Genomic DNA, 24656 nt, shown 5'->3' with positions numbered 1-24656 from the left:
GCAGGTATTTTGATGCAATTAAGCTCTCTGCGATTTAAGTTAACCTTTGGCGTGGCACTGTTTGTTGCCATTAGTATCAGTGTGATGACTGGCGTTGGCTGGTATTCGATGAGTCGCAATAACGATTCCGCCACCACCGCACTCAGTAAGTCGATGCAGCAACAAGCCGAGCAAACCTTAAACGAAGCTGCGGCGGCGATCGCCTTTGAAACAGAAGCGCTGATCAACCGAAACTTTGACCTCGCCAAATACTTCTCGGCCGTGCTGAGTGCCACCGCCCATGGCAGCAAACAACCGCCGTACAGTCGCGAGCAAGTGCAGCAAATGGCCGGTGAACTGTTAAGTGCCAACAGTGGCATCAGCTCGTTGTTTGGTCAGTTTGAGCCGAATGGTTATGACAATGCCGACAGCAATTTTTCGCTGGCGCAGTCGCACAGTTCCAAAACCGGCAGCATGGAAGTTTATTGGGTGCGCGAAAACGGTGGCGTGAAATTTGTGCAGGTACCGGATCCGGCGGTGAAGTATGCCGATAAAAAAAATCAGCATGGCATCCGTGAAGCGGAGTGGTATTTATGCAGCCGCGATCAGAAAAAACCTTGTTTGATGGAACCCTATTTATGGGAAATAACACCAGGCAATTCAGTGCTGTTGACGTCCTTGGTCTATCCGGTGCTGGCAGCAGGCGAATTTCGAGGTGTCTCTGGGGTCGATATGAATCTGCCAGTACTGCAAACCTTGTTACAGAAACAAGCCGAGCATCTTTACGATGGCAAAGCGCGGATTTACCTGGTCAGTAAATTTGGTTTGCTGCTGGCCAGTAACAGTTTTCCGGACAAACTTGGCCAGCCGCTGCCTGATTTGGATCGCGACTTCAGCCGCCATCTGGCCGACCATCAGGCGCAGTTATCGACCTATCAGCAGGATTTTGTGATCAGCCGCAAATTAAGTGTTGAAGCTGCCAACGCCGACTGGCAAGTGGTGATTGCGGTGCCCAAAGAGGTTGCGCTGAGCGTGGCGAATCAGCTGTCGGCGCAGTTGTCTGAAGATGCAGCGGCGACCACAGCGCAGATGATTATCTTGGGCTTAGTGCTGCTGGCAGGTTTTGTGTTGCTGACCGCGGTTTGGTTAAAATCAGCAACGCAGCCGATTGTTGATATGAGCCAGTTGATGAAAGAACTGGCGGGATCAGAAGGCGATTTAACCCGGCAATTGGCCAGCAGTCGCGACCAGGAATTACGGGATATGGCGGAAGGTTTTAATGCCTTTACCGCCAAACTGCGGCAAATGATCCTGGCGCTGAAACAAAACTCCGGTCAGTTACAGCAACAATGTCAGCAGTTGGTTGGCGTCAGCGGCCAGACTAATCAGGCCACCAATTTACAGGCGGCTGAAGTACAGAATGTCGCTTCTGCCATGCACCAGATGACTGCAACAGCCCATGAAGTCGCCAGTTTAGCCGGTCGTACCGCTGAGGGCGCGCAGAGCTCATTAGCCGCTTTAACCGCTGCTAATCAGCTGTTTCAAAATACGGTCGGCGCTTTTAAAAATGTCGCTGGTGAATTTGAACAAACCCGACAGGCGGTGCAAACCGTGTCCAACAGCAGTCAACAAATTAACGGCATTATCGAAACCATTCAGGCGATTGCCGAGCAAACCAATCTGCTGGCACTGAACGCCGCAATTGAAGCCGCAAGGGCCGGCGAGCAAGGCCGTGGTTTTGCGGTAGTCGCCGATGAAGTGCGATCTTTAGCGGCGCGTACGCACAGCTCGACTGATGAAATTAAAAATCTTATTCATGGCTTGCAACAACAAGTGGCGAATACCGTCAGTCAAATCACTGCCAATACCAACAAAGTCAGCACCACCCTGGTGGAAGCCGAAAGTTCCTATACCCAGCTGTCAGCAGCTACCGCCGGTATTTCAACCATCGCCGACAACGCCTTTCAGGTGGCTGCAGCGGCAGAAGAGCAAAATCAGGTCAGCGAAGAAATTAACCGCAACATTACCGCCATTGATGATGCGACCCGTGATTTGAATCAGCTGTCCGGCACGAATTTGAATATCAGCCAGGCGATCGAACAGATCACCACCGAAATTGACAATCAACTGGCGAAATTGCGCAGCTAAAATTGGTGATTTACGCCAGCTATTACAGTATTCACCAGGCTGGCGCCAATGATGCAAGCCAAAAAAGGAGGCCATCTGGCAACATGAGACGGGTGCAGCTGGTGTGGCGAAGGTCAATATTGATAGTACTGCTTGGGCTGAGTAGCACCATGAGTCTGGCTGCGCCCGATCAACTTTCTAAACACAGTACGTCCGCGAACAAAGGCGCTGCGACCGGGGAAATAATGCGGCTTACCAGTCTCGACTGGGCGCCTTATACCGGCGCTGGGTTGCCCGAAGGTGGCGAAACCACCGATCTGCTGCGACAGGTGTTTGCCGAAATTGGCTACCAGCTGCAGGTCGATTTTTTGCCCTGGACTAATGCGGTCAATCAGGTGGTCAGCGGGGTGAACGGGCATCTGGCTTATTATCCGGAATATCCGCTGCAAGACCCGAAGTTATTATTATCCGGTGCTATTGGCTACAGCGAGCTTGGTTTGGTCGAGTCAGTGGAAAAACCTCTGCTACTGACCAACTTTCTGGCGCTGGCCAACTACCGCTTTGGCGTGGTGCAGGATTATCTGAACATGACCGAGCTCGACCGGTTAATTGCGGCGAATACATTGCGACCGAAAATAAACAGCACCGATAAAGACAATGTATTACAGGTGGCGCGTGGTGAGCTGGATGCGGCGGTTATCGACAAACGGGTGCTGCAGTATCTGCTGAAGTATGACGCCGATGTGAAAGCCGCTGCCGCGGGTAAGGTGCAATTTAGTCAAAGCCTGCGTGAGCATAAAAGTCTGCACCTGGTGTTTTTAGCCAATCCAAAAAACCGCAAGTTAATTCAAAAATTTAATCAACAATTGCAACGCCACAAGACTCAGTTTTTACCCTCTGCAAAAGCCACTAAATCGCCCTGATTGTTACTTGTCTGAGCGGAGACCGCCATTACGCGCCGCGATGTTTTGATTTTCCCCTTTATCCACACTTGGTAATTTTTCGATGAACCCTGCTGACAGCAACCTGAAGTCATGTGTTATTTTTCCCCACAAATGAAAATCATTTGCATATGCGAATGGTTATCGATAAGATCCGCCGCGATTTTCATCGTCTCCCGACCAGACAAACCGGCGTCCTGTATTGACGTCAACTTATTCAAGGAAAAGGCAACATGGCGTTTATTCAGGCGAAAAAACATTCTATGACCAAGACTGCACTGGCTTCGGCGTTACTGCTGGCCATTCCGGCAATGTCGATGGCAGCACAAAGCAATGACACCACCAAAGCCGGTAAGCTGGCTGAAGTTGAAGTAAAGGCCGATAGCATCGAGCCTGAATTTATCGCCAAAAAAGCCAGTTCGCCAAAACAGACTCAGGCGCTGGTGGATACCCCACAAACCATCGTGGTGGTTAAAAAAGAACTGTTCCAACAACAGGCTGCCGTCAGCTTAAGCGACACTTTGCGTAACACACCGGGCATCACCATGCTGATGGGTGAAAACGGTAATACCGCGACCGGCGATTCCATTTTTATGCGTGGTTTTGATACGCAGGGCAGCATCTATGTCGATAGCATCCGCGATTTAGGGACCATCAGCCGCGATGTGTTTAACACCGATATGGTTGAAATCGCCAAAGGCCCGGCTGGCGTTGATAACGGCCGCAGCAGCTCGTCTGGTTATGTCAACATGGGTACAAAAATGGCTAGTCTGGAAGATTCCAGCACCGGTACTGCGACTATTGGCTCTGGCTCACATAAACGGGTGACTGCCGACGTCAACCGTAGTCTGGCGATCGAAAACGCCGCCATTCGGGTGAACGTAATGCGTCAGGACAGCGGTGTGCCAAACCGTGATGTGGTTGAAAACAACAGCACCGGTCTGGCCGCTTCACTGGCTTTTGGCATCAACACCCAAACCCGTACTGTGTTAAACCTGTTACATATGCAACAAGATAATATTCAGGATGGCGGTTTACCTACAGTTGGCGAGGAAGGTTTTTACAGCAGCACTTATGCTGCCGCTTTCCCACAAGGCGGTGGTCCGGCTTTAACCGCGGTGGATCGCAGCAATTTTTATGGTTCAGCTGCCGATTATGACCATGTGCTGGCGGATATGCTGACACTACGTGTAGAACACGATTTCACTGAAAACGTGACCTTAACCAACACCTCACGTTATGGCGTGGCGACACAGGATTATGTGTTAACCGGTGTCAACGCGCTGGCTTTCCCGGCTGCGACCAAAAATGATCCTGCGACCTGGACGGTTGCCCGTTCACGTCAGGGCAAAGATCAGAAAAACCAGATTTTAATTAACCAAACGAATCTGAAGGCAAGCTTCAACGTCGGTGGTCTGCAGCACACTGTGGCTTCCGGCGTTGAGTTCAGTTACGAAAGTCAGCTGAATTACACCAAAGGTATGCCAACCGGGGTGACGCAGGTTGCTGCGAATTTGTATAACCCATCGACTGCCGATGTGTTTGCTCCGGTGGTGTTAACTGGCGCCAAAGCTGAAGGTTCGACCGATACCGCTGCCATTTATGCGATGGATACCATTGATTTGAATGCACAATGGCAATTAACCGCGGGCGTTCGGGCCGAGCATTACAATACCACCACCGATAACATTACCCTGCAGGCTGTTGCTACACCGCAAACGGTACCGGTCGGCACCAAAATTGGTAGCCATGAACAGGCTTCTGACAACCTGTTAAGCTACAAAATTGGCACTAACTACAAACCGAACAAAGATGGTTCGGTGTATTTAAGTTACGCGACATCCCAATTACCACCAGGTGGCACCAGCTTCCAGCTCAGCAGTTCTGCTACCAACCAGAATAACCCGGCATTGGAACCGCAAAAAGGCAGCAATCTGGAACTTGGCACCAAGTGGAATTTGCGCAACGAAAAACTGTTTGCGACCGCCGCAGTCTTTAAAAGCGTCAATAAAAACGAGCTGGTGCGCGACGACGTCAATACTTATGTGCCTATCGGTGAAAAAACCGTCAAAGGTGTGGAGCTGGGGTTAGTTGGCATGCCGCTTGATAGCCTGGAACTGAGTGCTGGTCTGGCGTTGTTGGATCCAAAAATCACCCGTGGCGCCCGGTTTGCGACGTCACCGACTGATGGCGCCGTGATCCAGTGGACACCAAAAACGACCTTCACGCTGTGGAGTACTTACCGTCAGCATAATTTCAGCATCGGTGGTGGTGTCCGTTACATGGATTCGGTCGCTCGCTCTAATACCACCAACCTGAATCCTGCTACCAGTTCAGTGCTGCAAGTACCTGATTATTGGGTGGTTGACGCGATGGCATCTTATGCGGTGACGCCGGAAGTGACAGTGCAATTTAACCTGTATAACCTGTTGGATGAAGAATATATTGGCAGTCTGAACAATGGCGGCTCACGTTTCCATCAGGGCACCCCACGCTCGGCCAAACTGGGTGTGAATGTTGCGTTCTAAGGAGTGGATGTAAATCTAGCGCGCTAAGCGCCGGACTGTGGGGTTTTACGCCTCAGCGTTCGCAGTGCCGGGATCAGGGAAAACCTTGATCCCGGCTTTTTGGTTTCTGTGTATTTGAACATCCTCGACATGCTCTACATTGGCGATAGGTGGTTGTACTTGTGCTTCTTTCGAATAAAAAGGCCGATCTTTTATGATGTTACAAATTCCGGAATTTCTGAGCAAAGCCGAAGTCAGTCAGATGCGCCAATTGCTGGCGGCGGGCGAATGGGGCGATGGCCGGGCGACGGTCGGGCCACAAGGTGCGCAAGTGAAGCAAAATCGTCAGCTGCCGGTCGATAGTCCGTTGGCACGCCAGCTTGGCGAATATATTCTGCAAAAGCTCTATCAACATCCACAGTTTTTAGCGGTTGCGCTGCCATATCGCACCGTACCGCCGCTGTTTAACAGTTATAGCGGCGGGGAGCATTATGGTTTGCACGTCGATGGCGCGATCCGGATTTTACCCGGCAGCACCTTAAGTTTGCGCACTGATGTCTCGTCAACCTTGTTTCTGACTGAGCCTGACGATTATGACGGCGGTGAGTTACAGGTGCTGGACACTTATGGCGCACACGAAGTGAAACTTCCGGCCGGTGATTTAATTGTCTATCCATCAAGCAGCCTGCACCAAGTGAAACCTGTGACACGCGGCGAGCGGGTTTGCAGCTTTTTCTGGACCCAGAGTATGGTGAAAGACGATCAACAACGTGCGATGTTATTTGAACTGGATCGCACTATTCAAGCGCTGCGCCAGCAAGTCGGCGACAGCACCGAAGTGCTCAGCCTGACCGGCCACTATCACAATCTGTTGCGACAATGGGCACAGTTGTAAAATATGGGGGCTGAGTTAACATTACGCTAGAGTTTTACCTTGTCGCCTTCATTAAGGATCAACAGCGGCACCAGGCCTTGTGGTTGACCTTGTAGGCGCTGCTGCATCGTGAGCAATCGCTGAAGCGGAGCATGGCTGCTGTGATCGCCCATTTTCCAGCTAGCGTTGCCATACCCCCAGGGGATCATCACTTTACAGCCCAAATCTACGGCCGCACTGAGCGCATCTTCGGGTGTGTTGTGGACATACCGATACCAGTCGCCATCGGTGTCGTGATGGTAAGACGCGATGGGTAACAAACAGATATCGATGTCGCCATATTTCTGTTGGATATCGGCAAAGTGTTGCGAATAACCGGTATCTCCGGCGAAAAATAACTTTTTACCGTTGAATTCCAGCAGCCAGCCATTCCAGGAACTGTCACCGAAATCTTCATATAAAAACGGCACCCAGATGCGGTTACTGAAGTGATGTGCCGGCAGCGCATGCACTTTTAACGCGCCAAGTTGCATTTGGCTATACCAGGCCATTTCGGTGATCTGCAGCTGTTGTTGTGGCAAATGCTCTGCCACTGCCAGCGGCACCAGATAGTGCGGCTTGGCACCTAAGCGTCTGATATCTGATTTATTTAAATGATCGTAATGAATATGCGAATACAACACCGCGTCAGTGGCGGCCAGCTCTTGCTCTGATAAAGCTGCTGGCAGCTGCCGGTTAAAACCTTCACTCAGCCAAAACGCCCAGTTCACCGGCCAATCAAATTGCTCTAAAACAGGATCCAGCAATAACTGCTGGCCATCGCGGGTCTGAATTTGAAAACTGGCGTGGCCAAGCCACCTTAGGGTAAAACCGGTATCAAGTTCCGGCCATTGTTGCGGCCCGGTATAACGGCATTGTTCGGCCGGAGCATCGGTCTTACAAGACAAGGTTGCCTGCGGTAAATAACAATCCTGCTGACAAGTAAGCGGATAGCTTTTTTCACCCGGATAGAGATTTTTAAAGCGGCCATCGGCAGTCAGTGGTTGTTGCACAGTTGATAAGGTATTGACGGTATTTGTTTGGCTGCAACCAGTTAGCCACAAGCTACCAACGACCAGCATCATTAGACTGCGCCGGGGAAGAGTCTTCCCAATATGCAGTGAAAATTTGAAAACGCAATCATTCATCAGCTTGATTTCCTTGCTTTAATTTCCTTGTTTTGATTATGTCCATTCTATGCATAAGTTTTGGCTGGGGCAATTTTCACGAAGTCGTTGGTCAGACGACTTCGCACTTTCAGCACTGGTTACATAGTCGAACCACGCAATGCGTGAACCACCGGCCGGGTTAATAACGGCCGCATGCAGCCAACAACAATCAGCGTTGTGAGCAGCAGCACCGTCAATAGCGCTAATATCGCATTCAGCGGGGCTATTTTTAGCTGCTCTGCAAAACCAAAGACCCACCCAAAATTCAGACTCAGTTGCAAAGCGCTATAACTAACAACCAGCACCAACACCGCCCATAACAAAGGCTTTAAACTGTCTAGTAACGTTAGCTGCAGCAAATGCTTCGGCCGTGCACCCAGTGATTGGCGCACTGCTAGTTCATATTGGCGTAACTGAATTTGCGTGCGAATAACCGCAAAAATGCCAAGGCCAGCCAGTGCTAACGCCAGTAACGACAAACCGGCGGTGACCACTGTTGCCACTTTGGCATCCTGGGTATGGCTGGCAAAAATTTCAGCACTGGCGTGAAAACGGAAAACTTTGAGTTGTGGATGCACTTGCGCCAACGCCTGATTCACCAGCTCACGGCTGAGGCTTTGGCCATCGGGCAACCTGACCAGCAAATGTGGAAAGGCTGTTGGTGTCGCTGGGGTGTAAACCGCGGCGCTATCGGCTTGACCGGGCAGGGTTAGATCGCTGACTACACCAATGATCCGGCTTGGCGAGGTGGCGCCGCGCAGGTACAACGGTTTGTCCAGCATGGTACGAATGGGATCATTGCCTGTGGTATCAACACCAGCACTCACACCTGTACTCAAATCTGCCGCCAGCCGCCGGGCCAGACTTTGGCTGATCAACACCACGCTTTCCTGATTTTGTACTTGTTGCGGACTGAATGTCTCGCCACTTTGCAAGGTAAGTCCGAGTGCAGTCAGATATGCAGCGTCACCGTTATACCGATAAGTTGGGGCAGGTGCGGATTGATCGGCGTGCTGGCTGACCGATGTCATGGGAAACCCGGCTTGCCAGAAGGAGATTGGCGGGTAACCACCGATACCAACCAGTTGTGCGTTGCTTTGCGCTTTTACCGCTTCAGCGGCTTGTACAAACAACTGCCGACGCTCTTCATTTTGCGAACTTGCCAGTAACGATCCTTGGGTCAGTGCCACCTGATAGGTTTGTAAATCAAGCCCGGACGGCTGGCGTAATTTGGCCAGCGCCTGCACAAAAATCTGGCTGCAATAAATCAACGTGACCAAACAAAACAGCGTTTGCGACATCAATAGCAATTGGCGGGTGCGTCCGGATACTTGCACTGCCGAACCTTTACCACTTTGCTGCAGACTTTGTTGCAGCTGGCGGTAATTCAGCTGTCGGGTCAGCCACAGCGCCAGCGTCAGGCAAAGTACAATCAACAGGCCAATCGCAAATAGCACACTGAAAGTGCCACTGCCTAGTTCCTGCAACCGTGGCAAAGGCCCGGCATAACCTGCCTGTAAACTCTGATAACAAGCCTCTGCCACACTCAGGCACAGCAGCAAAGCCGGAATGGCCAGCACTGAAAATTCCAGCAAATATTGGCGAAACAGATGCGACGCACGCGCACCCAGCGCAATGCGTATAGTCAGTGATCTTTGCTGCGCCATCGCCCGTCCAAGCACCAGATTGGCAATATTGGCAATGGCAATAGCGCACAGCAGTAAACTGCCCGCCAATAAGCTCAGACTAAGACCTGCAGCGTCGCCCAAAATCCGGCTGCGCACCGGCTCAAGACGCCAGCGCACAGTGCTATTTTTCAGAAAAGCGTTGCTCTGATTGGCTGCTGCAAATTCCGGTGCCGCCCATTGTTCAAAACTATGTGCTAGTTGCTGTGGATTGGCGTCAGCTTTGAGTTTCAGTAGCAGATGGATTTGATTGCTGCTAAAACTCCAGTTGGGCGTACCGACATCGTGAAAGTCGTAGCTAAGCCAAAGATCGGTCGACCAGCCAGGCGCGGCCAATACCGGCTCGACAAAACGCTCAGCGAGCACGCCAACCACGGTAAAAGACACGCCGCGAAATTGCAGGGTTTTGCCAAGCACCGCCGGATCGCCCGCAAAATGCTGTTGCCAGACCTGATAACTCAGCACCGCTACCGGCACCTGGCTGTCCAACCCTTCATTTGGGCTGAAGTGGCGGCCAAGCGCCAGTGGCGCGTCAAACATCGGCAAAAATTCCGGGGTGATATAACCGACGTTAAAGGACGGGTTGCCGGGCAGATTTTGTGCTACATCAATCCCGATATTGTGCAGCGCTTTGCTTTCTACTTCCGGCCAGTTTTGGCGGTAAACATCCAGCTGCCCTTGCGCCGGCAGCCATTCGGCGGCGACCTGTTTGTCTTGCTGCCATTGACTACCGCGCACTAACTGCAGCCGCTCGGCATCTGGGTAGGGTAACGGTGCCATAAATAGCTGATAATTCAGATTAAAAGTGGCAACCAATGCACCTAGCGTCAGGCCAAGGGTTAAAATAATGGTCAGCGCATACAACTGCTGGCGGCGCAGCAAAAGTGATGCCGTCTGAAACCAGGGATAAAGTGAAAAACGCAGCATCTTATTGTCCTTGTAATGTATAGATGGACATCATTGGTTCATCCTTTTGTCAAAATCTCAGTTTCGTTTATACCCTTCATCCTTGAATATTCGGGGTTGTTGTCTTCAGTCGCTCGCCCCAGTCACATAGGACTACTATGCTCCTGGGGTCTCGCTCCTTCGTCGCCTACCCGAATCTTCAATGATTTTGGGTATAGATCATTTGGCGTCGGCCACAACATCGCCGCAGCCAGCAACACTGTTGGCAATAACAGGCTATGCAGCAGCCATAGGTGATAGCCGACAATCATGGTGCGACCTGCAGTAATGGCGGGATCGTTGGTTCAGGCCGTGAAGTTTGCTGTAACGGCGTGCCATCGGCATCCAGAATGCGACCATCCAGTAAATGCAATTTACGACTGGCCATATCGGCGTAACGTGGGTCGTGCGTCACCATACACAGCGTGGTGCCGTTATTATTGAGCTCACACAACATATCCATCACCGCGTCGCCATTTCTGGAATCGAGGTTACCGGTTGGTTCATCGACCAGTAGCAGGGCAGGCGAGCCGACCAACGCGCGGGCGATGGCAATGCGTTGTTGCTGACCACCCGAAAGCTGGTTTGGTCGATGGCCGGCTCTATGTGTCATATCCACGGTTTTCAGGCAGGCCATCACCCGCGCTTCCAGCTCGGCTTTAGGCACAGTTTGGCGGCGATAACGTAAAGGCAAAGCCACATTGTCAAACACTGTCAGTTCGTCAATTAAGTTAAATGACTGAAAGATAAAACCAATTTTTTCATTGCGGATATAGGCCGCTTCGCTAAGGCTAAGACCACTGACTTCTTTACCTTCAATCTGATAACTGCCACCGCTTGGCATATCCAGCAGTCCCAACAAGGACAATAAAGTGGATTTACCACAGCCGGACGGGCCGCAAATCGACACAAAATCGCCGGCATAAATCGCCAAATCGATACCGCGCAAAGCATGGGTTTCCATTTCGTCAGTGGCGTAGACTTTGGTGATGCCTTGCATATTGATTTTTTGTTCGCGCATGATCATTCCTTTGGAAAATGTGAAGCAAATTATTGCAACAGATGGATGCTGTCAGCATCGCGGTACAGCGTCATATCGGACAGCACCAGCTGTTCACCCACCGCAGCACCTTGCTGGATTTGTAAAAAACGACCGGCTTCTTCGCCAAATTGCAGTGAAGTGGCAGTTAAATTCTGGCCATCAGCGGAAAGCTTAAATAACGAACCGGCGCTGTGGCTTTGTAAATTGACCGGCCGCTCGACGTACAGCGTATCGCTGAGCGCTGCCGTGAAAATCTGCGCGTCGATGTTTAGTTCCGGCCGCGCGGAGGTCGGCACTGCTTCGGTGAACTGCAGTTCTACTTCGATGGTGCCTTCAACCACTTGTGGCGTGACCCGGCTGACAATAGCGTCGGCTTGTTCGCGTCTGGTATTAATGCGGGCTTTTTGCCCCGGTTGAATTTGTTCAGCTTTACTTTGCGACACCCGCACCAACGCGACTAAATCGGCGGTACTGCCGACCAGCGCCAGTTCCTGCCCGGCGGTGACGCTTTGGCCAAGCTCAACCGGCAGCCGCTGTAACACACCTGCAATACCGGCACGTACCGTCAGCCGTTCCAGCCGTTGCCGTAGTTGTGACTCGCGGGCAATCGCCTGATTCAGTTGCTCCTGCGAAATGGTCAGCGCTTCCTGATTCACCAACTGTAACTGTTTTAACCGGTTTTTTTGCAGTGTGACTTGCTCTGCCAGTTGGGCTTTTTGCAGCACCGTGGTTTGAAAACTCAGTTGCGACACAATGCCTTTTTTCGCCATATCTTCCTCCGCGGTATGGCGCAGGGCAACCATCTGATAGTTGGCGTTGAGTTCAGCAAAACGGCCTTCTTCGGTCAGATATTCGCGTTGATTGGTCAGTTGTTGGCGGCGTAAATTGGCGCGCTCCTGACTGGTCGCCATACTGGCGGCTTCGATATCTTGTAGCAATTCCGGGTCGCTCAACCGCAAAATCACATCGTCCGCTTTGACGACAGCGCCTGGTTTTAACACTACTTCTTCGACAGTCGCAGCTGACAACGCACTGATTAGCTTTTGCTTGTCTGAGCGCAGTACACCATAACCATCGACCGTTACCTGTAAATCACCGCGTTTGACTTCACCAAATAACAGTTGGGATTTTTCAATTTTGTAGCGGTGGGTAGGGGATGCGACTAAAGTGCCAACCAGCACCAGCGAGCCTGCGGCGACCAGCAACACCCATGGCTTTTTCCAGGCTGATGTTGCTTTGGTTTTTTGTACGTCCATCTGGTTAAACCTTTATTTCTAAATAGAAAATCAATGCGCAGTCTGACTCTGGCGTTTGAAACAATGGTCAGAACACTGCGTTCTCGCTAACTCACTAAAAATAGCAAGGCTTATGCCATAAGTTAATTCATTGATATTTAAGGGTATATTCGGGTTGGCTTCATGGTGAAGTGCCGAACCGTCCGATTTCGGACGGCCTAATCCGAAACCGGACGCGAAAGCAAGATCCGGGCGCAGGCGCCGGTTTTGCCGTCGGTTCTGTTACTAAGGTGCAATTGGCCGCCGATTTGTTCGATGATTTGCTGACATAGCACTAACCCAATGCCTTGACCAGTTGGTTTAGTACTATAAAAGGGGACGAATAAATCTTGTGGATTGGCAATACCCTGTCCTTGATCCAGCAGACAGATTTCAATACTGCTATCTAGCTGGCGGAACGACAGCTCAATAGTGCCGCTTGGGCTACCGGCTTCAATAGCGTTTTTCAGCAGATTAATCAGCACCTGTTGCAGCAGCATGCCATCGCTGCAAAACTCCAAGTCTTCGCCTTTTGCTTGGAGCTGCTGTTCCTTGAATAACAATTGCAATGCCGTCACCAATCGGCTGGCCTGCAGCTGCTGGAGCTGGACTAGTAGCGGTTTGTTCAGCTCGCTATAACGGCCAACAAAATCTTGCAAGTGTTGGCTGCGCTGGCTAATGACGTCCAGAGCTTCCTGTTCCCGCCCAGCCGGCAGTTTGCTTTTCAGATACTCAGATAACGCCAACACCGGTGTTAACGAGTTACGAATTTCATGACTGAGCACCCGGATCAGCTGTTGCCAGGCCTGTAGTTCGGTTTCGCGTAGTGCCGCCTGAATATTGATAAACACCAATAATTGATGGCGCTGACCTTGGTCCAAAAAACGGCTATGGCGGATTTGCCATTGTCGTTGGCGGCTTTGGTCAACAAAATGCCAGTTCGGTTCGCTGGAAAGCCCCAGTAACGCCGCCGAGGCATGGCGCAAACTCTGCCAAGGTCGGCCAAATAAATGGTTAAATTCACTGTTGGCGTAGCTAAGTTGTTGTTTGTGATCAAAGACTAAGATCGGTGTATTCAGCTGGTCGATCAGCCGGTACAGTAAAAACTGCTGTTCATCGAAAAAACTTTTCCGTTGTTGCAATTGCTCGCCAAGTTGTTGCAATTGACTTTGAAAAGTCGCGGCGATGCCAGTTTGAAACGCTGGTTTGGCCTGTAAGCTGTAATCCTGATTCTGCAAGGCTTCCAGCTGTACGCTGGCGCGATTAAAGGCGGCTAATAAGCGTTTTCGGGCTAGATATTGCTGGCGATTGAGCAGAAACAGCAGCAGGGTTGCCGCGAGCCAAATCCACCAGTGCGGCCAGGTCCAACTTGCCAGCAACGCCAGCGAGCAGCTTACCACCAGCAGTAGCAAAGAGTGCCATCGGCTGCTGGCTTCCAGCGAGTGAAAAGACAAAGTTTTAAAGCTCTTGGCCATTTTACTCTTGTCCATATCACTCGGCGCCATATTGCTCCAGGCCATACTTTTCCAGTCTGCGATACAAGGACGATTTAGTAATACCCAGCAGATCAGCGGTTTTTTGTTTATTGCCCTGACAGTGACCTAAAGCCTGGCGAACCAACTGTAATTCTGCTTGTTCCAACGTCATCATCGGCAGTTGCTGCGTATCGTGTTCGTTCGCGGACATTGCACTCACCTGCTTTGGCAACGCCAGATCCGCAGGTTCAATCACCGTATCCTGACACAACAACACCGCGCGTTCGATCAGATGGCTTAATTCGCGGATATTGCCGGGCCAGCCATAGGCTTGCAGTTGTTTTTCGGCGGCAGGCGATAACCGCAACGCCGTTTTCTGATAACGCAGGCCATGCTTTTGCAGGAAAAACCGCACCAGCGGCACAATATCCTCCGGCCGTTCCCGTAGTGCCGGCACCCGAAACTCCAGTGTATTCAAACGGTAGTACAAATCTTGTCGAAACAACCCATCGCTGATGAGCTGCGTGAAGTTGCCATTACTGGCGCTCAGTAACCGTACATCACTTTGTTCAGTGACACTAGAACCCAGCACTTCGTAATGCCCCGATTCCAGCACCCGTAATAATTTGGCTTGTTGTGGCAACGGCAAACTGGCGATTTCGTCCAGAAATAACGAGCCACCTTGTGCCAGCGTAAAACGGCCAATGCGCTGTTCTTTGGCGTCAGTAAACGCCCCTTTTTTATGGCCGAACATCTCACTTTCAAACAAGGTTTCCGGAATGGCCCCCATATTGACGCTGATTAAAGGCGCAGCTTTGCGGCCAGAATGGCGATGAATAAACTGCGCCAGCTGACTTTTGCCAGTGCCATTTTCACCGGTCAGCAGAATATGAGCGTCGCTGGTGGCTACGGCCTGTAATTGCTGCATCAGCCGTTGCATGGTGGCACTTTGCCACACCAACTCGGGTTCGTTATCGTGAAGGGCTGAGCTTAACTGCTGGTTTTTTTGCTGCAATTCTTTGAGCTTAAGCTGCTGCGAAATCACTTGCACCAAGCGCTGGTTTTGCCAGGGTTTTTCGATAAAGTCGCCAGCGCCTAGCTGCATTGCCTGCACTACAAGCTGTGTATTGGACCAAGCCGTCATCGCGACGACCGGAATATTGTGCGGCTGCTGTTGCAACCAGCGTAGAAAACGTAATCCTTCTTCGCCTGAAGTGGTATCCAGCGCAAAATTCATATCAAGCAAAATTAAAGCAGCAGACTGCGTTTGTAGATACTCAATTGCCTGTGTCGGGCTTTCCAGCTCCGTGATGCTAAAGCCATGATCCTCAAGAATAAAACGCGCACTCAGTCGTACTTCTCGATTGTCTTCTATCAATAAAATCAGTGGCTTGGTCATTCGCACCCCTTGTGTTTGCAAAGTATCTTAATCGCGCTCCGGGTCTTGACTCAAGCAAAGACTGCCACTTTTGAAACAAACTGAAATACTTTGTAAATATTTTGCTTTGGTGATTTCACGCCGCTCTGGCATTCTGCTATCAGGTGAAATTCAGTCGTGACTTGTGCGCGAGTTGCGGTCGGCATTTTTGACCATACAGCATATTTTTTGTCATCACTTCAAACAGCAGCCAGGAAGAAGCATGTTAGAAATCAAAAACCTATCGAAAACTTACGGCAATGGCGTTAAAGCATTGGCCGATGTCAGCCTGAATATTCCCAAAGGCATGTACGGGCTGTTAGGCCCGAATGGCGCCGGTAAATCCAGCCTGATGCGCACCATCGCCACCTTACAAAGCGCCGATACCGGCACCATCAATTTTGATGGTATTGATGTGTTACAAAACCCGAATGCGCTGCGCCGCACTCTGGGTTATCTGCCACAAGATTTTAATGTTTATCCAAGGATCAGCGCTTTTGATTTACTTGATCATCTGGCGGTGCTTAAAGGCTTAGCTGAGAAAAAATCCCGTCATGAAACGGTGAATGCGTTATTGGCCCATACCAACTTATTTCAACATAAAGACAAAGCGGTCAGCAGCTTCTCTGGTGGGATGCGCCAGCGTTTTGGTATCGCGCAGGCGTTGCTGGGCGATCCGAAACTGTTGATCGTCGATGAACCTACCGCCGGTCTGGATCCGGAAGAACGCAACAGATTTCACAATTTACTGGTGAGTCTGGGCGAAGAAAAAGTGATTATTTTATCCACCCATATCGTTGATGACGTGGCTGAACTTTGTCCTCAAATGGCCGTGTTGGCCGGTGGGCAAATTTTACTACAAGGCGAGCCATTAAAACTGGTAGACGAGCTGCAAGGCCAGGTCTGGAGTAAAACGGTGTCGCAAGCGGAAGCGGTTGAGCTGGAGCAACAATTACCAGTGATTTCCAAACGCTTGTTTGCAGGTCGCACTGTGCTGAACGTGTTCGCCATATCGCAACCGCAAGGGTTTGACGCGACGCCGGCCGGGCTGGAAGACGTGTATTTCTCCACCTTGTTTAATTCACGTCAGCGGCAGTCAGCCTGAGGAATTCACCATGCTTTGGCAACTTATCCGCTTTGAATGGCGTTATTACCTGCGCCAGCCATCGTTTTATGTGACGTCCCTGTTGTTCTTTTTAATGACGTTTTTTGCTGCTTCCTCCGAATCTGTGCAGATCGGCGGTGGTGGTGAAGTCTGGGGTAATGGCCCTTTTGCCATTAGTCAGACATTGCTGGTGATGTCGATTTTTTCGATGTTTCTGGTGGTGAACTTTGTCGGCAGTACCGCACTTCGCAACAATGCCAGTCAAATGGAGGAGCTGGTGTACAGCAAACCGCTGGTCAGCTGGCAATATCAACTGGGTCGGTTTATCGGTTCTTATGCTGTCGTCGCGTTGGTATTTGCTTTTGTGCCGCTGGGGACTTTGATTGGATCGCTAATGCCATGGGTCGATCAGGAACGCTTTGGTCCAACGGTTTTGGCGTATTATATCCAGGCATTTTTGATGTTTTCGCTGCCGACCTTGTTTGTGTTGTCGGCGCTGTTTTTTGCCATTGCCAACAAATTCCGTTCGATGATGGCGATGTATCTGGTGGCCGTGGCGGTATTTGTGCTTTATGTGATCGCCGGTAATTTCAGTCGTGAACCTGCTTACCGTACTTTGGCGGCATTATTGGACCCGTTTGGCCTGCGCACCTTTGCCGACGTGGCCCGTTATTGGACTATCCACGACAAAAACAGCCAGTTGATGAGTTTCAGCGGTGTTGTGCTCTACAACCGGCTGATTTGGATCAGTGTTGGTGTAGTGCTGATAGTGGCTTTTGGCGGGATGTTTGGCCAATTAACGCTGGCGGCTAAAGCGGCTGGCAAAAAAGCTAAAGCAGCGCTGGTGGCGCCGGAATTTGCATTGTCGGTGCTGAAAACTGCCGCCGGACAATCCTCGTTCTGGCAACAGTTTGTACTGCGTACCGGCTTTGAAATGCGTCAGGTATTTTTCAGCATGCCGTTTATTATTCTCGGTTTGTTCTGCATTTTTAATCTGATTGCACCGCTGATTGATCCACAAGGATTTTACGGTACTGCCGATTGGCCTTTGACTCAAACCATGGTGGACGTGATCACCGAATCAACCGGTTTATTGTTTATCATCATCACCATTTATTATTGTGCCGAGGTGGTCTGGCGTGAACGTTCTGCCGGTATTGGCGACATCGTCGACAGTCTGCCGGTGTCAAATATGGTGTTTTGGTTATCCAAACTGACGGCGGTCTGGTTGTTGATGGCGGTGCTGTATGGCGTCTTTATGCTAACCACGCTGAGCTACCAACTACTGAATGGCATGCAGACGCTGGATATCAGTCAGTATCTGATCCGACTTGGTTATTTCCAGCTATTGCCGTCGATGATGCTGGTGGTTCTTGCCTTTGTGATTCAGGTGCTGAGCCCAAATAAATACGTCGGGATGCTGATTTTTGTGGTGTATTTTGTCACCACCCTGGTGCTGGATTCCTGGGGTTTTAGTCATCGGATGTACCATTTTGGCTTCTCACCCTCGGCACCATTTTCTGATTTAAACCGCTTTGGTTGGACCTTAGAAAGCCATAGTTGGTACATGCTGTACTGGGCCGGGCTGGTACTGGGCTTGTTTGTGTTGGGTTATGGCTTTTATCAGCGCGGACCGGCGCAAAGTCTGCAAACCCGTGGCCGGTTATTCCGTTATCAAATTGGCCGCAAAGGTCAGTTGGCGATGGCGCTGGGCTTAGTGATGTTTGTCGGAACCGGTAGCTGGATTTACTACAACACCAGGGTGTTAAACCAGTTTTCGACTGCTGAACAGCAAATGGATATTCAGGCCGATTACGAGAAAATGCTGAAAAAACATCAGGACGACCCAATTCTGGTCGCGACTGATGTTAAAGCCACTGTCGATATCGTACCGGAACAACGGCTGGTGCGGGCGACGGTGGTGCAGCAAATGAGCAACAAGTTCAGCCTGCCTATCAGCAAAATGTTGGTACATTTGCCGCAATATAGCCGTGACGTCACGATTAAAGTGCCGGGCGGAACTTTGTCGGCGGTGGACACTCGATTTAATACCGCCTGGCTGGAATTTGCGACGCCATTGGCGCCGGGGGCTGTGACAAACGTTGAGATCAGTTTAGTACGGCAGACTCCGGGTTTTGTGGATAGTAATGTTGATACTGCTTTGGTCGAAAACGGCACTTTTATCAACAATTCTGAGTTGTTGCCGCAGTTTGGTTATCAGCCTGGCATGGAGTTACAGGCACGACATGAGCGCAGCAAACGTGACTTAGCGCCAGTGCAGCGTGCTTTTAAACTTGAAGACAGCAGTCGCTATAACGAAAGCGGTTTTGGCCGTGGCGAAGACTTTATTCAGTTCGAAATGACGGTGTCGACAGCACCGGATCAAATCGCGATTGCGCCAGGTTATCTGCAAAAAGAATGGCTGGAAAATGGCAGGAAATATTTCCATTACAAGATGGATAAGCCGATGTTTAACTTCTATTCATTCTTATCTGCAAGGCTGGCGGTGAAAAAAGAGCTGTATCAGGGCGTGTCGATGGAAGTGTATTACCATCCGGATCACCACTGGAACGTCGACCGGATGCTGATGTCGCTCAAAGACTCGCTTGACTACTTTAACAGTGCTTTTGGCCCTTACCAGCATCGGCAGTTACGGATCATCGAGTTCCCTGGTTATCGCAGTTTTGCCCAGGCTTTTGCCAATACCGTGCCTTTTTCCGAGCAAATTGGCTTTATCAGCGATTTGCGCGATGACGACGAAATTGACATGCCTTATTACGTGACCGCACATGAAATGGCGCATCAGTGGTGGGGTCATCAGGTCGGCAGCGCTAATGTGCAGGGTAGTGCAGTCATTCCGGAAACGCTGGCGCAATACAGCGCGCTACGGGTGATGGAACGCAAGTATGGCGAAGTAAAACTGCGTAAATTCCTGAAGTATGAGCTGGACCGTTACCTGCGGGATCGGGGCGGCGAGCAAGTGGAAGAAATGCCATTGTTACGTGCTGAAAATCAGGGTTATATCCATTACCGCAAAGGCTCAGTGGTGATGATGTCACTGAAAGACCGGTTGGGCGTTACGGTGCTGGACCAGAACCTCAAAAACTTTTTGCAGGAATTCCAGTATAAACAAACGCCTTATCCAACCACGTTGGATTTGGTTCGCCACTTAAAAGCCGGTGTCAACGCGCAGGATCAGGCCTTTATTGACGATTTGTTTGTCAATATCACGCTATTTGATTTGCGCCTAAAAGACGTGAAGCGCGAGGAGTTGTCGGACGGCCAGCTGAAACTGACGCTGACCATTCATGCGGCGAAACTGACCGCCGATGGTAAAGGTGTCGAAACTGAACAACCCTTGTCGGAACTGATTGACATTGGGGTGTTTGATCAAGACCCGGATGAGTTCGCCGAGCAGCCGAAGCAGCTGTATAACCAGAAACATCTGCTGAAAAGTGGCGAAAACAAACTGGAGATTATTGTCAGTAAAGAGGCGAAGTTTGTTGGGGTAGATCCGTTGATTAAGCTGATTGACCGCGACGCTGCCGACAATATTTACAAGTTGTAATTGGGTCGTCGATGAATGAAAAAAGCCGGTAGCGCGCAAGCAATACCGGCTTTTTTGTAGGTTGTGTTTAGCTCATTCGTCGTTTGAGCCTGCGGCCGTCGGAACCAGTGAAAACAGGCTGTTATTTGGTGACGGCTGTCGCCTGCTCCAGCTCTTGCCACGCCTGACTGCCCCACAGCGGTACCGTGGTCAGCGAGTGTTTGTCACTACCGGCACTTTCTTTGGTGGAATAAGACAAATACACCAAAGTTTTATTGTCAGCATCAAAAATCCGACGAATTTTCAGGTGCTTAAACAAGATGCTTTTTGAAGTGGAAAAAATCACTTCCCCGGATTTGGATTTATCAATTTTACTCAGCATCGCGGCAGTGATTTCGCCGGTCTGGCGGCAGGCTATCGCCATATCAGATGGATCAGCTAAATCGAGATTGGCTTCAACATGGCTGATATGGCAGGTCACACCAGCAATGGCCGGGTCGTTAAAGGTCTGAATTTTAATATCTTTGGTGGTAAAAAGGCCGAGACTGACATCGCCGACTTCTTTTGGTGAACAGCCACTGAGCAGCAGGGCAAACACAGCGGCAACTGGCAATAGTGCAGTCTTGCTGCTGATTCCGGCACGGGTTGATATTTTCATCGGCTACTCCTTGTAATTATTCGGGTTAAAAATATATTAAACAATAAGTTAGGTTGAATCTATTACCATTTGGCGTAATGATCTTCCGCCAAACCCAGGCATTGGTTGAGCTTTAGCACCTGGCCATCACGCAAGCGAATTTCACCTTGATAATGCCCGACATATTGACGGAAATTACTGGCCAGTAAACCCGCCTGCACTTTTTCCTGCCGGCAAAACAACGGCGTGAATTCAAGCTCCAGTTCATCACATAAAGTGCTTACCTGCCAGCGACTCTGTTGGTTATAGCGGTCAAACCTGAACTGTGCCGGGCTTAGATGTTGAATATCCCCATCAAACCACATCGCATTTTCACAGAGGCCGGTTTCATTGACACCGGCCGCCAGATTCAGGCCAAAGGCTTTGCCTTCATGCACCGAATTGATCGACGCCCAGCGCCAATTAGTCTGCCGGCGCATAAATCCAGCCGAGAAATCATAACCAGCTCGGGCTTGCTCGAGCGGGAAGTTTTTACCCGCCAAACTTAGTTGACCTGAAACCGCCAGTGCATTGTTTTTTTCAGTGTAAGTAAAACCCTGGTAGCCCGTCGGTGCGCATAAAGCTAAAGGCGGTTGCTGGTTTTTATCAAACTGAAGCCTGGCTTGTAATGGACCACAATCGATGGTTAATTGCCAGTGATCGCTGCCAGGCTCGATGCTCCAGCTGGTTTTCCCTGAATGCAATTTAGCAACACCAGCGATGGGGGACTCGCTCATCTGACAACCCAACTGCAGCGGTAACAGCAGGCCTTTTTCAAAAGTTGGATGATCTGTTTGATATAAATAAGCAAAACCGGAACTGGCATAACGAATATCAGCGATCGCCACAGCCAATAGCCAACCATCACCGCAAACAGTGACAAACTGAAATTGCTTTTGCGCGAAGTGTCTGCTCAGCTGACTGGCTGGTTTATCCAATACAGTACGGTAATCAAATTGGCCGAAATTCAATTCTGGGACCGACTGTTCAAAAATGCCAAACTGCGGTTGTCCAGACCGATCAATCAGTTGCTGTGGTGTTTGGCTGATGCGGGGCGAATAACAAAAAGACATGGGGTTGACTCAGACGACAACAATACAGATTTTATAACAGTTTTTACAGGTCAGACCAAGTAGCAAATAAAAAGGGGGCGGAGCTAATTATTGATAATTAGCTCCGCCCCCTTTTTAACTTAGATTTAATTAGTGACCGTGGCCAGCATGACCATCGATACCATGAGCATGACCATGTGCCAGCTCATCTTCAGTGGCGTCACGCACCAGCAGAATTTCAACGGCGAAGGTTAAATCGATACCTGATAACGGGTGATTGCCATCCACCACCACTTCGTCGTCGGTGACGTCTAATACAATCACCGATTGCTCACGACCATCTGGGCCTGCGGCGCGAAAACGCATGCCGATCTCTACTTCCATGCCTTCAAACAGCTGACGTGGTACGGCTTGGGTCAGTTCTTCATGGCGATCGCCATAAGCTTCTGACGCTGGCACTTCCACTGCGAATTTGTCACCGGCTTGTTTGCCAACCAGGGCATTTTCCAGGCCAATGATCAGCGAACCGCTACCGTGAATAAATACCAATGGCTCGCCGCCAAAAGAGCTGTCGAGTTCGTTGCCTGCAGCGTCGCTGACGCTATAGTGCATGGCAACGACTTTGTCGGATTGAATGGTCATGCAAACCTCAATTTAATTTAAAGAATAAGGGAGGGAGTTAACCCTGAATTGTGTGTCAGGGTCACTGGCCAGCCGTAAATGGTCTTCCGGACTGATGTCATTTGGCAATACGGCCAACACGGACAACTCACCATGGATATTCACTGCGTTGATGACAACACCGCTGCGTCGCCAGTTCTGCTCCAATTGTACTTCAATATCGCTGCCTGCTGCCGGAGTTTCTTCACTCTGGGCCGTCAGAATATAAGTCGCCCGTTTATTTTTACCCAGATATTTCATCCGTGCCACCATTTCCTGCCCGATATAACAGCCTTTGCTAAAACTAATAGCGTCGATAGCCTGCAAGTTCAGGTTTTGCGGCACATATTCGCCGATGATGGCCTGCTCCAGATAGGGCAAACCATGCAGAATATGCTGTTGTAAAAAGCGGGTAGGGGCGGCAAGTAGCGTAATTTGCTGTTGGATTAAAGTACGCGCGGCTTCTACCGTCAGTACCAGCAGATAATGCTGTGGTGCCAGCGCCAGCAAATGACCACCGGTTAGCGCTGTGACAGAACCCTGAACCGGTGTGGTCGCCACTCCGAGTGCAGGCAATAAACGCTCCGCCTCCGGTCCACTGACGCCAAGCACCGCCAGACTGTCGGCGGTATCGGTAAAGCTCACTTTGGAAAACACGCCAAATTTTTTCAACTGCAGCAAAGATGCCTGAATTTCATCGCGAAACCCGAGCATCAGCAAATCATCACCATCTTGCAGTAAATGAAAAGTCGCCCACATCTTGCCTTTGGCGTCACAATGCGCGCCACGCAGAAAGGTTTCAGGCTGCAGACTGTTCACGTCACAAGTCAGCTGGCCTTGCAGATACTTTTTTTGATCCGGGCCGCTGATCCGGATCACGCTAAAAGCCGGTAATGGACTGATAAATGCCTGCTCGGCGTCATTTGATAATTGTGCCAATTGATCGGCACTGATCCAGGAACTTTGCATAAAGTATTTCGCTATCAAACCAAATATTCAGATCATTGGGGGAAACATAGAAAAGCACAACCCCAGCGCGGGTTATTTGTTAGAATAATCCGACGTTCACCAAGAGAGTTTGTAATGCCAGAATTAATGTCCAAACCGAAATTACGCTGGGCCTGTCGCCGTGGCATGCTGGAGCTGGATATCCTGTTGGCTCCTTTTGTCGAAGACGGTTATGACGCGCTAAGTCTTGAACAAAAACAAGTATTTGAACAACTTCTTGCCAGCGACGACCCGGATTTATTTGCCTGGTTTATGGGCCATGGCAAAGCGGCCGATCCGGCCATTCAAAGTCTGGTAGACACCATTGTCCGGCGTGTACGCGTCTAGTCTGGCGCTTCGACCGTCCCGCTGGCGGCATGTCGCTTATAGTGGCGGTTTACTATTAATTTTAGCCTCAGTGCTCCTGTTGCCCCTGAACGGCGGGTGGTTATGGCTGAGCAGTCTGCCGATGCTGGCGGCCTGTTATTGGCTGTTGCAACAGTGGCAACAACCACTGAGCCCCACCATGCTATCAATAGGCAATAGCGGCGAACTACGCTGGCTGGGCGAGCAATTACCAGCGGGTATATTGCTACCGCAAAGTCTGGTTTGTAGTTGGGGTATTTGGTTGTATTGGCAGGATGAACAGCAAAATATTCAACAACATTGGTTGTATCAGGATAATTTCAGTGTCGCTGATTTTCGGGCGTTGGCCAGGCACTGCCAATTAATCCGCTGGCAACCGCGGGATACTCATTCGGTTTAGGCATTCAGTCTAGGCATTCAGTTTAAGCCTTGTCGTTCTGCAAACTTATCGTTATATTCCGCTTTCCTAAATTTAACCTTCTATGACCAGCGATTGCTGGCGATGTTGTGGTTCCGATGAATTTAATTGAATGGATTGGCTATATTCCGGCGGTGATTTTTCCAGCGGCAACTCTGATGCAACTGTGGCATTTATTAAAAACCAAAACTTCGGCTGGGGTACCGGCATTTACCTGGCTGGCATTCGCTGTGGGTAACCTGTCATTGTATGTTTATGCTGAAAAATATACTGAGCTGCAGTCGATTATCGGCCAATTGGCCACTGCAGCATTACAGATTTATGTGGTGTTTCTGATCTTTAAATATCGGAAAAATACCGCAGCGTGATGC

At 50.2% G+C, this 24656-nt stretch carries 19 protein-coding genes; 9 read left to right on the top strand and 10 right to left on the bottom strand.

The genetic code is table 11. The annotated features are described in order from the left end of the window. Nucleotides 1–12 precede the first annotated feature (12 nt). From EOE67_RS00330 to EOE67_RS00315, 4 genes are all read left to right on the top strand, one after another. Nucleotides 13–2127, top strand: a complete 2115-nt coding sequence (locus EOE67_RS00330; protein ID WP_127697079.1) for a methyl-accepting chemotaxis protein — start codon at nucleotides 13–15, stop codon at nucleotides 2125–2127. Nucleotides 2128–2351: 224 nt separating this feature from the next. Beyond that, nucleotides 2352–3029 (top strand): substrate-binding periplasmic protein, encoded by a 678-nt coding sequence (locus tag EOE67_RS00325; RefSeq protein ID WP_164852171.1) that lies wholly within the window; start codon nucleotides 2352–2354, stop codon nucleotides 3027–3029. A gap of 251 nt (nucleotides 3030–3280) precedes the next feature. Beyond that, nucleotides 3281–5575, top strand: a complete 2295-nt coding sequence (locus tag EOE67_RS00320; protein ID WP_127697077.1) for a catecholate siderophore receptor Fiu — start codon at nucleotides 3281–3283, stop codon at nucleotides 5573–5575. Between the two features lie 193 nt (nucleotides 5576–5768). Beyond that, nucleotides 5769–6449, top strand: coding sequence for a Fe2+-dependent dioxygenase (locus EOE67_RS00315; RefSeq protein ID WP_127697076.1), 681 nt, complete (start codon nucleotides 5769–5771; stop codon nucleotides 6447–6449). Between the two features lie 26 nt (nucleotides 6450–6475). Here EOE67_RS00315 and EOE67_RS00310 read toward each other — a convergent pair whose 3' ends face one another. The 6 genes from EOE67_RS00310 to EOE67_RS00285 all read right to left on the bottom strand — a co-directional run bounded on the left by EOE67_RS00310 (nucleotide 6476) and on the right by EOE67_RS00285 (nucleotide 15456). Then, a complete protein-coding gene (locus EOE67_RS00310) occupies nucleotides 6476–7552 on the bottom strand; it encodes an MBL fold metallo-hydrolase (protein ID WP_127697075.1) in 1077 nt (358 codons plus the stop codon). 182 nt (nucleotides 7553–7734) lie between these two features. Further along, the gene (locus EOE67_RS00305) at nucleotides 7735–10248 is read right to left on the bottom strand and encodes an ABC transporter permease (RefSeq protein WP_127697074.1); all 2514 of its coding nucleotides are present in this window, start codon (nucleotides 10246–10248) and stop codon (nucleotides 7735–7737) included. A gap of 286 nt (nucleotides 10249–10534) precedes the next feature. Next, complete coding sequence (locus EOE67_RS00300; RefSeq protein ID WP_127697073.1) at nucleotides 10535–11287, bottom strand: ABC transporter ATP-binding protein; 753 nt, start codon at nucleotides 11285–11287, stop codon at nucleotides 10535–10537. A 29-nt stretch (nucleotides 11288–11316) separates the two neighbouring features. After that, nucleotides 11317–12564, bottom strand: coding sequence for an HlyD family secretion protein (locus EOE67_RS00295; RefSeq protein ID WP_127697072.1), 1248 nt, complete (start codon nucleotides 12562–12564; stop codon nucleotides 11317–11319). 197 nt (nucleotides 12565–12761) lie between these two features. After that, a complete protein-coding gene (locus EOE67_RS00290; protein WP_164852170.1) occupies nucleotides 12762–14072 on the bottom strand; it encodes a sensor histidine kinase in 1311 nt (436 codons plus the stop codon). Nucleotide 14073: 1 nt separating this feature from the next. Beyond that, nucleotides 14074–15456, bottom strand: coding sequence for a sigma-54-dependent transcriptional regulator (locus tag EOE67_RS00285; RefSeq protein WP_127697070.1), 1383 nt, complete (start codon nucleotides 15454–15456; stop codon nucleotides 14074–14076). Between the two features lie 241 nt (nucleotides 15457–15697). On the opposite strand from EOE67_RS00285, the gene EOE67_RS00280 reads away from it, so the two are divergent. Together EOE67_RS00280 and EOE67_RS00275 are read left to right on the top strand one after the other, a co-directional pair. After that, nucleotides 15698–16579: an ABC transporter ATP-binding protein gene (locus tag EOE67_RS00280; protein ID WP_127697069.1), complete on the top strand. Its 882-nt coding sequence runs from the start codon at nucleotides 15698–15700 to the stop codon at nucleotides 16577–16579. 10 nt (nucleotides 16580–16589) lie between these two features. Next, entirely contained in the window at nucleotides 16590–20147 is a 3558-nt protein-coding gene (locus tag EOE67_RS00275; protein ID WP_127697068.1) for an ABC transporter permease/M1 family aminopeptidase, read from the top strand. A gap of 121 nt (nucleotides 20148–20268) precedes the next feature. Here EOE67_RS00275 and EOE67_RS00270 read toward each other — a convergent pair whose 3' ends face one another. From EOE67_RS00270 to ygfZ, 4 genes are all read right to left on the bottom strand, one after another. After that, nucleotides 20269–20784 carry a CreA family protein gene (locus tag EOE67_RS00270; protein WP_127697067.1) on the bottom strand — a complete coding sequence of 172 codons (516 nt, stop codon included), beginning with the start codon at nucleotides 20782–20784 and terminating at the stop codon, nucleotides 20269–20271. Between the two features lie 62 nt (nucleotides 20785–20846). Continuing rightward, on the bottom strand, nucleotides 20847–21875 hold the full coding sequence (locus tag EOE67_RS00265) for a DUF2804 domain-containing protein (RefSeq protein WP_127697066.1): 1029 nt from the start codon (nucleotides 21873–21875) through the stop codon (nucleotides 20847–20849). A gap of 129 nt (nucleotides 21876–22004) precedes the next feature. Beyond that, the gene (locus EOE67_RS00260) at nucleotides 22005–22496 is read right to left on the bottom strand and encodes an FKBP-type peptidyl-prolyl cis-trans isomerase (RefSeq protein WP_127697065.1); all 492 of its coding nucleotides are present in this window, start codon (nucleotides 22494–22496) and stop codon (nucleotides 22005–22007) included. Between the two features lie 12 nt (nucleotides 22497–22508). Then, the gene (gene ygfZ, locus EOE67_RS00255; RefSeq protein WP_127697064.1) at nucleotides 22509–23483 is read right to left on the bottom strand and encodes a tRNA-modifying protein YgfZ; all 975 of its coding nucleotides are present in this window, start codon (nucleotides 23481–23483) and stop codon (nucleotides 22509–22511) included. Between the two features lie 114 nt (nucleotides 23484–23597). Here ygfZ and EOE67_RS00250 point away from each other — a divergent pair, with 114 nt between their 5' ends. The 3 genes from EOE67_RS00250 to EOE67_RS00240 all read left to right on the top strand — a co-directional run bounded on the left by EOE67_RS00250 (nucleotide 23598) and on the right by EOE67_RS00240 (nucleotide 24653). Beyond that, entirely contained in the window at nucleotides 23598–23849 is a 252-nt protein-coding gene (locus EOE67_RS00250; RefSeq protein WP_127697063.1) for an FAD assembly factor SdhE, read from the top strand. Then, nucleotides 23836–24267 (top strand): protein YgfX, encoded by a 432-nt coding sequence (locus tag EOE67_RS00245; protein WP_338069027.1) that lies wholly within the window; start codon nucleotides 23836–23838, stop codon nucleotides 24265–24267. The genes EOE67_RS00250 and EOE67_RS00245 overlap by 14 nt, the downstream gene beginning before the upstream one ends. 116 nt (nucleotides 24268–24383) lie before the next feature. Further along, nucleotides 24384–24653 carry a hypothetical protein gene (locus tag EOE67_RS00240; RefSeq protein ID WP_127697061.1) on the top strand — a complete coding sequence of 90 codons (270 nt, stop codon included), beginning with the start codon at nucleotides 24384–24386 and terminating at the stop codon, nucleotides 24651–24653. Nucleotides 24654–24656 lie beyond the last annotated feature (3 nt).

Origin of the sequence: Rheinheimera riviphila, from assembly GCF_004005945.1 — a bacterium.
GTDB lineage: Bacteria > Pseudomonadota > Gammaproteobacteria > Enterobacterales > Alteromonadaceae > Pararheinheimera > Pararheinheimera riviphila.
This window is presented reverse-complemented; position numbering and strand designations above follow the sequence as displayed.

Excerpts from the sequence above, each read along its gene's own strand:
- EOE67_RS00330 (WP_127697079.1), top strand. The coding sequence starts at position 13 with ATGCAATTAAGCTCTCTGCGATTTAAGTTAACCTTTGGCGTGGCACTG.
- EOE67_RS00325 (WP_164852171.1), top strand. The coding sequence starts at position 2,352 with ATGCGGCTTACCAGTCTCGACTGGGCGCCTTATACCGGCGCTGGGTTG.
- EOE67_RS00320 (WP_127697077.1), top strand. The coding sequence starts at position 3,281 with ATGGCGTTTATTCAGGCGAAAAAACATTCTATGACCAAGACTGCACTG.
- EOE67_RS00315 (WP_127697076.1), top strand. The coding sequence starts at position 5,769 with ATGATGTTACAAATTCCGGAATTTCTGAGCAAAGCCGAAGTCAGTCAG.
- EOE67_RS00310 (WP_127697075.1), bottom strand. The coding sequence starts at position 7,552 with ATGATGCTGGTCGTTGGTAGCTTGTGGCTAACTGGTTGCAGCCAAACA.
- EOE67_RS00305 (WP_127697074.1), bottom strand. The coding sequence starts at position 10,248 with ATGCTGCGTTTTTCACTTTATCCCTGGTTTCAGACGGCATCACTTTTG.
- EOE67_RS00300 (WP_127697073.1), bottom strand. The coding sequence starts at position 11,287 with ATGCGCGAACAAAAAATCAATATGCAAGGCATCACCAAAGTCTACGCC.
- EOE67_RS00295 (WP_127697072.1), bottom strand. The coding sequence starts at position 12,564 with ATGGACGTACAAAAAACCAAAGCAACATCAGCCTGGAAAAAGCCATGG.
- EOE67_RS00290 (WP_164852170.1), bottom strand. The coding sequence starts at position 14,072 with ATGGACAAGAGTAAAATGGCCAAGAGCTTTAAAACTTTGTCTTTTCAC.
- EOE67_RS00285 (WP_127697070.1), bottom strand. The coding sequence starts at position 15,456 with ATGACCAAGCCACTGATTTTATTGATAGAAGACAATCGAGAAGTACGA.
- EOE67_RS00280 (WP_127697069.1), top strand. The coding sequence starts at position 15,698 with ATGTTAGAAATCAAAAACCTATCGAAAACTTACGGCAATGGCGTTAAA.
- EOE67_RS00275 (WP_127697068.1), top strand. The coding sequence starts at position 16,590 with ATGCTTTGGCAACTTATCCGCTTTGAATGGCGTTATTACCTGCGCCAG.
- EOE67_RS00270 (WP_127697067.1), bottom strand. The coding sequence starts at position 20,784 with ATGAAAATATCAACCCGTGCCGGAATCAGCAGCAAGACTGCACTATTG.
- EOE67_RS00265 (WP_127697066.1), bottom strand. The coding sequence starts at position 21,875 with ATGTCTTTTTGTTATTCGCCCCGCATCAGCCAAACACCACAGCAACTG.
- EOE67_RS00260 (WP_127697065.1), bottom strand. The coding sequence starts at position 22,496 with ATGACCATTCAATCCGACAAAGTCGTTGCCATGCACTATAGCGTCAGC.
- ygfZ (WP_127697064.1), bottom strand. The coding sequence starts at position 23,483 with ATGCAAAGTTCCTGGATCAGTGCCGATCAATTGGCACAATTATCAAAT.
- EOE67_RS00250 (WP_127697063.1), top strand. The coding sequence starts at position 23,598 with ATGCCAGAATTAATGTCCAAACCGAAATTACGCTGGGCCTGTCGCCGT.
- EOE67_RS00240 (WP_127697061.1), top strand. The coding sequence starts at position 24,384 with ATGAATTTAATTGAATGGATTGGCTATATTCCGGCGGTGATTTTTCCA.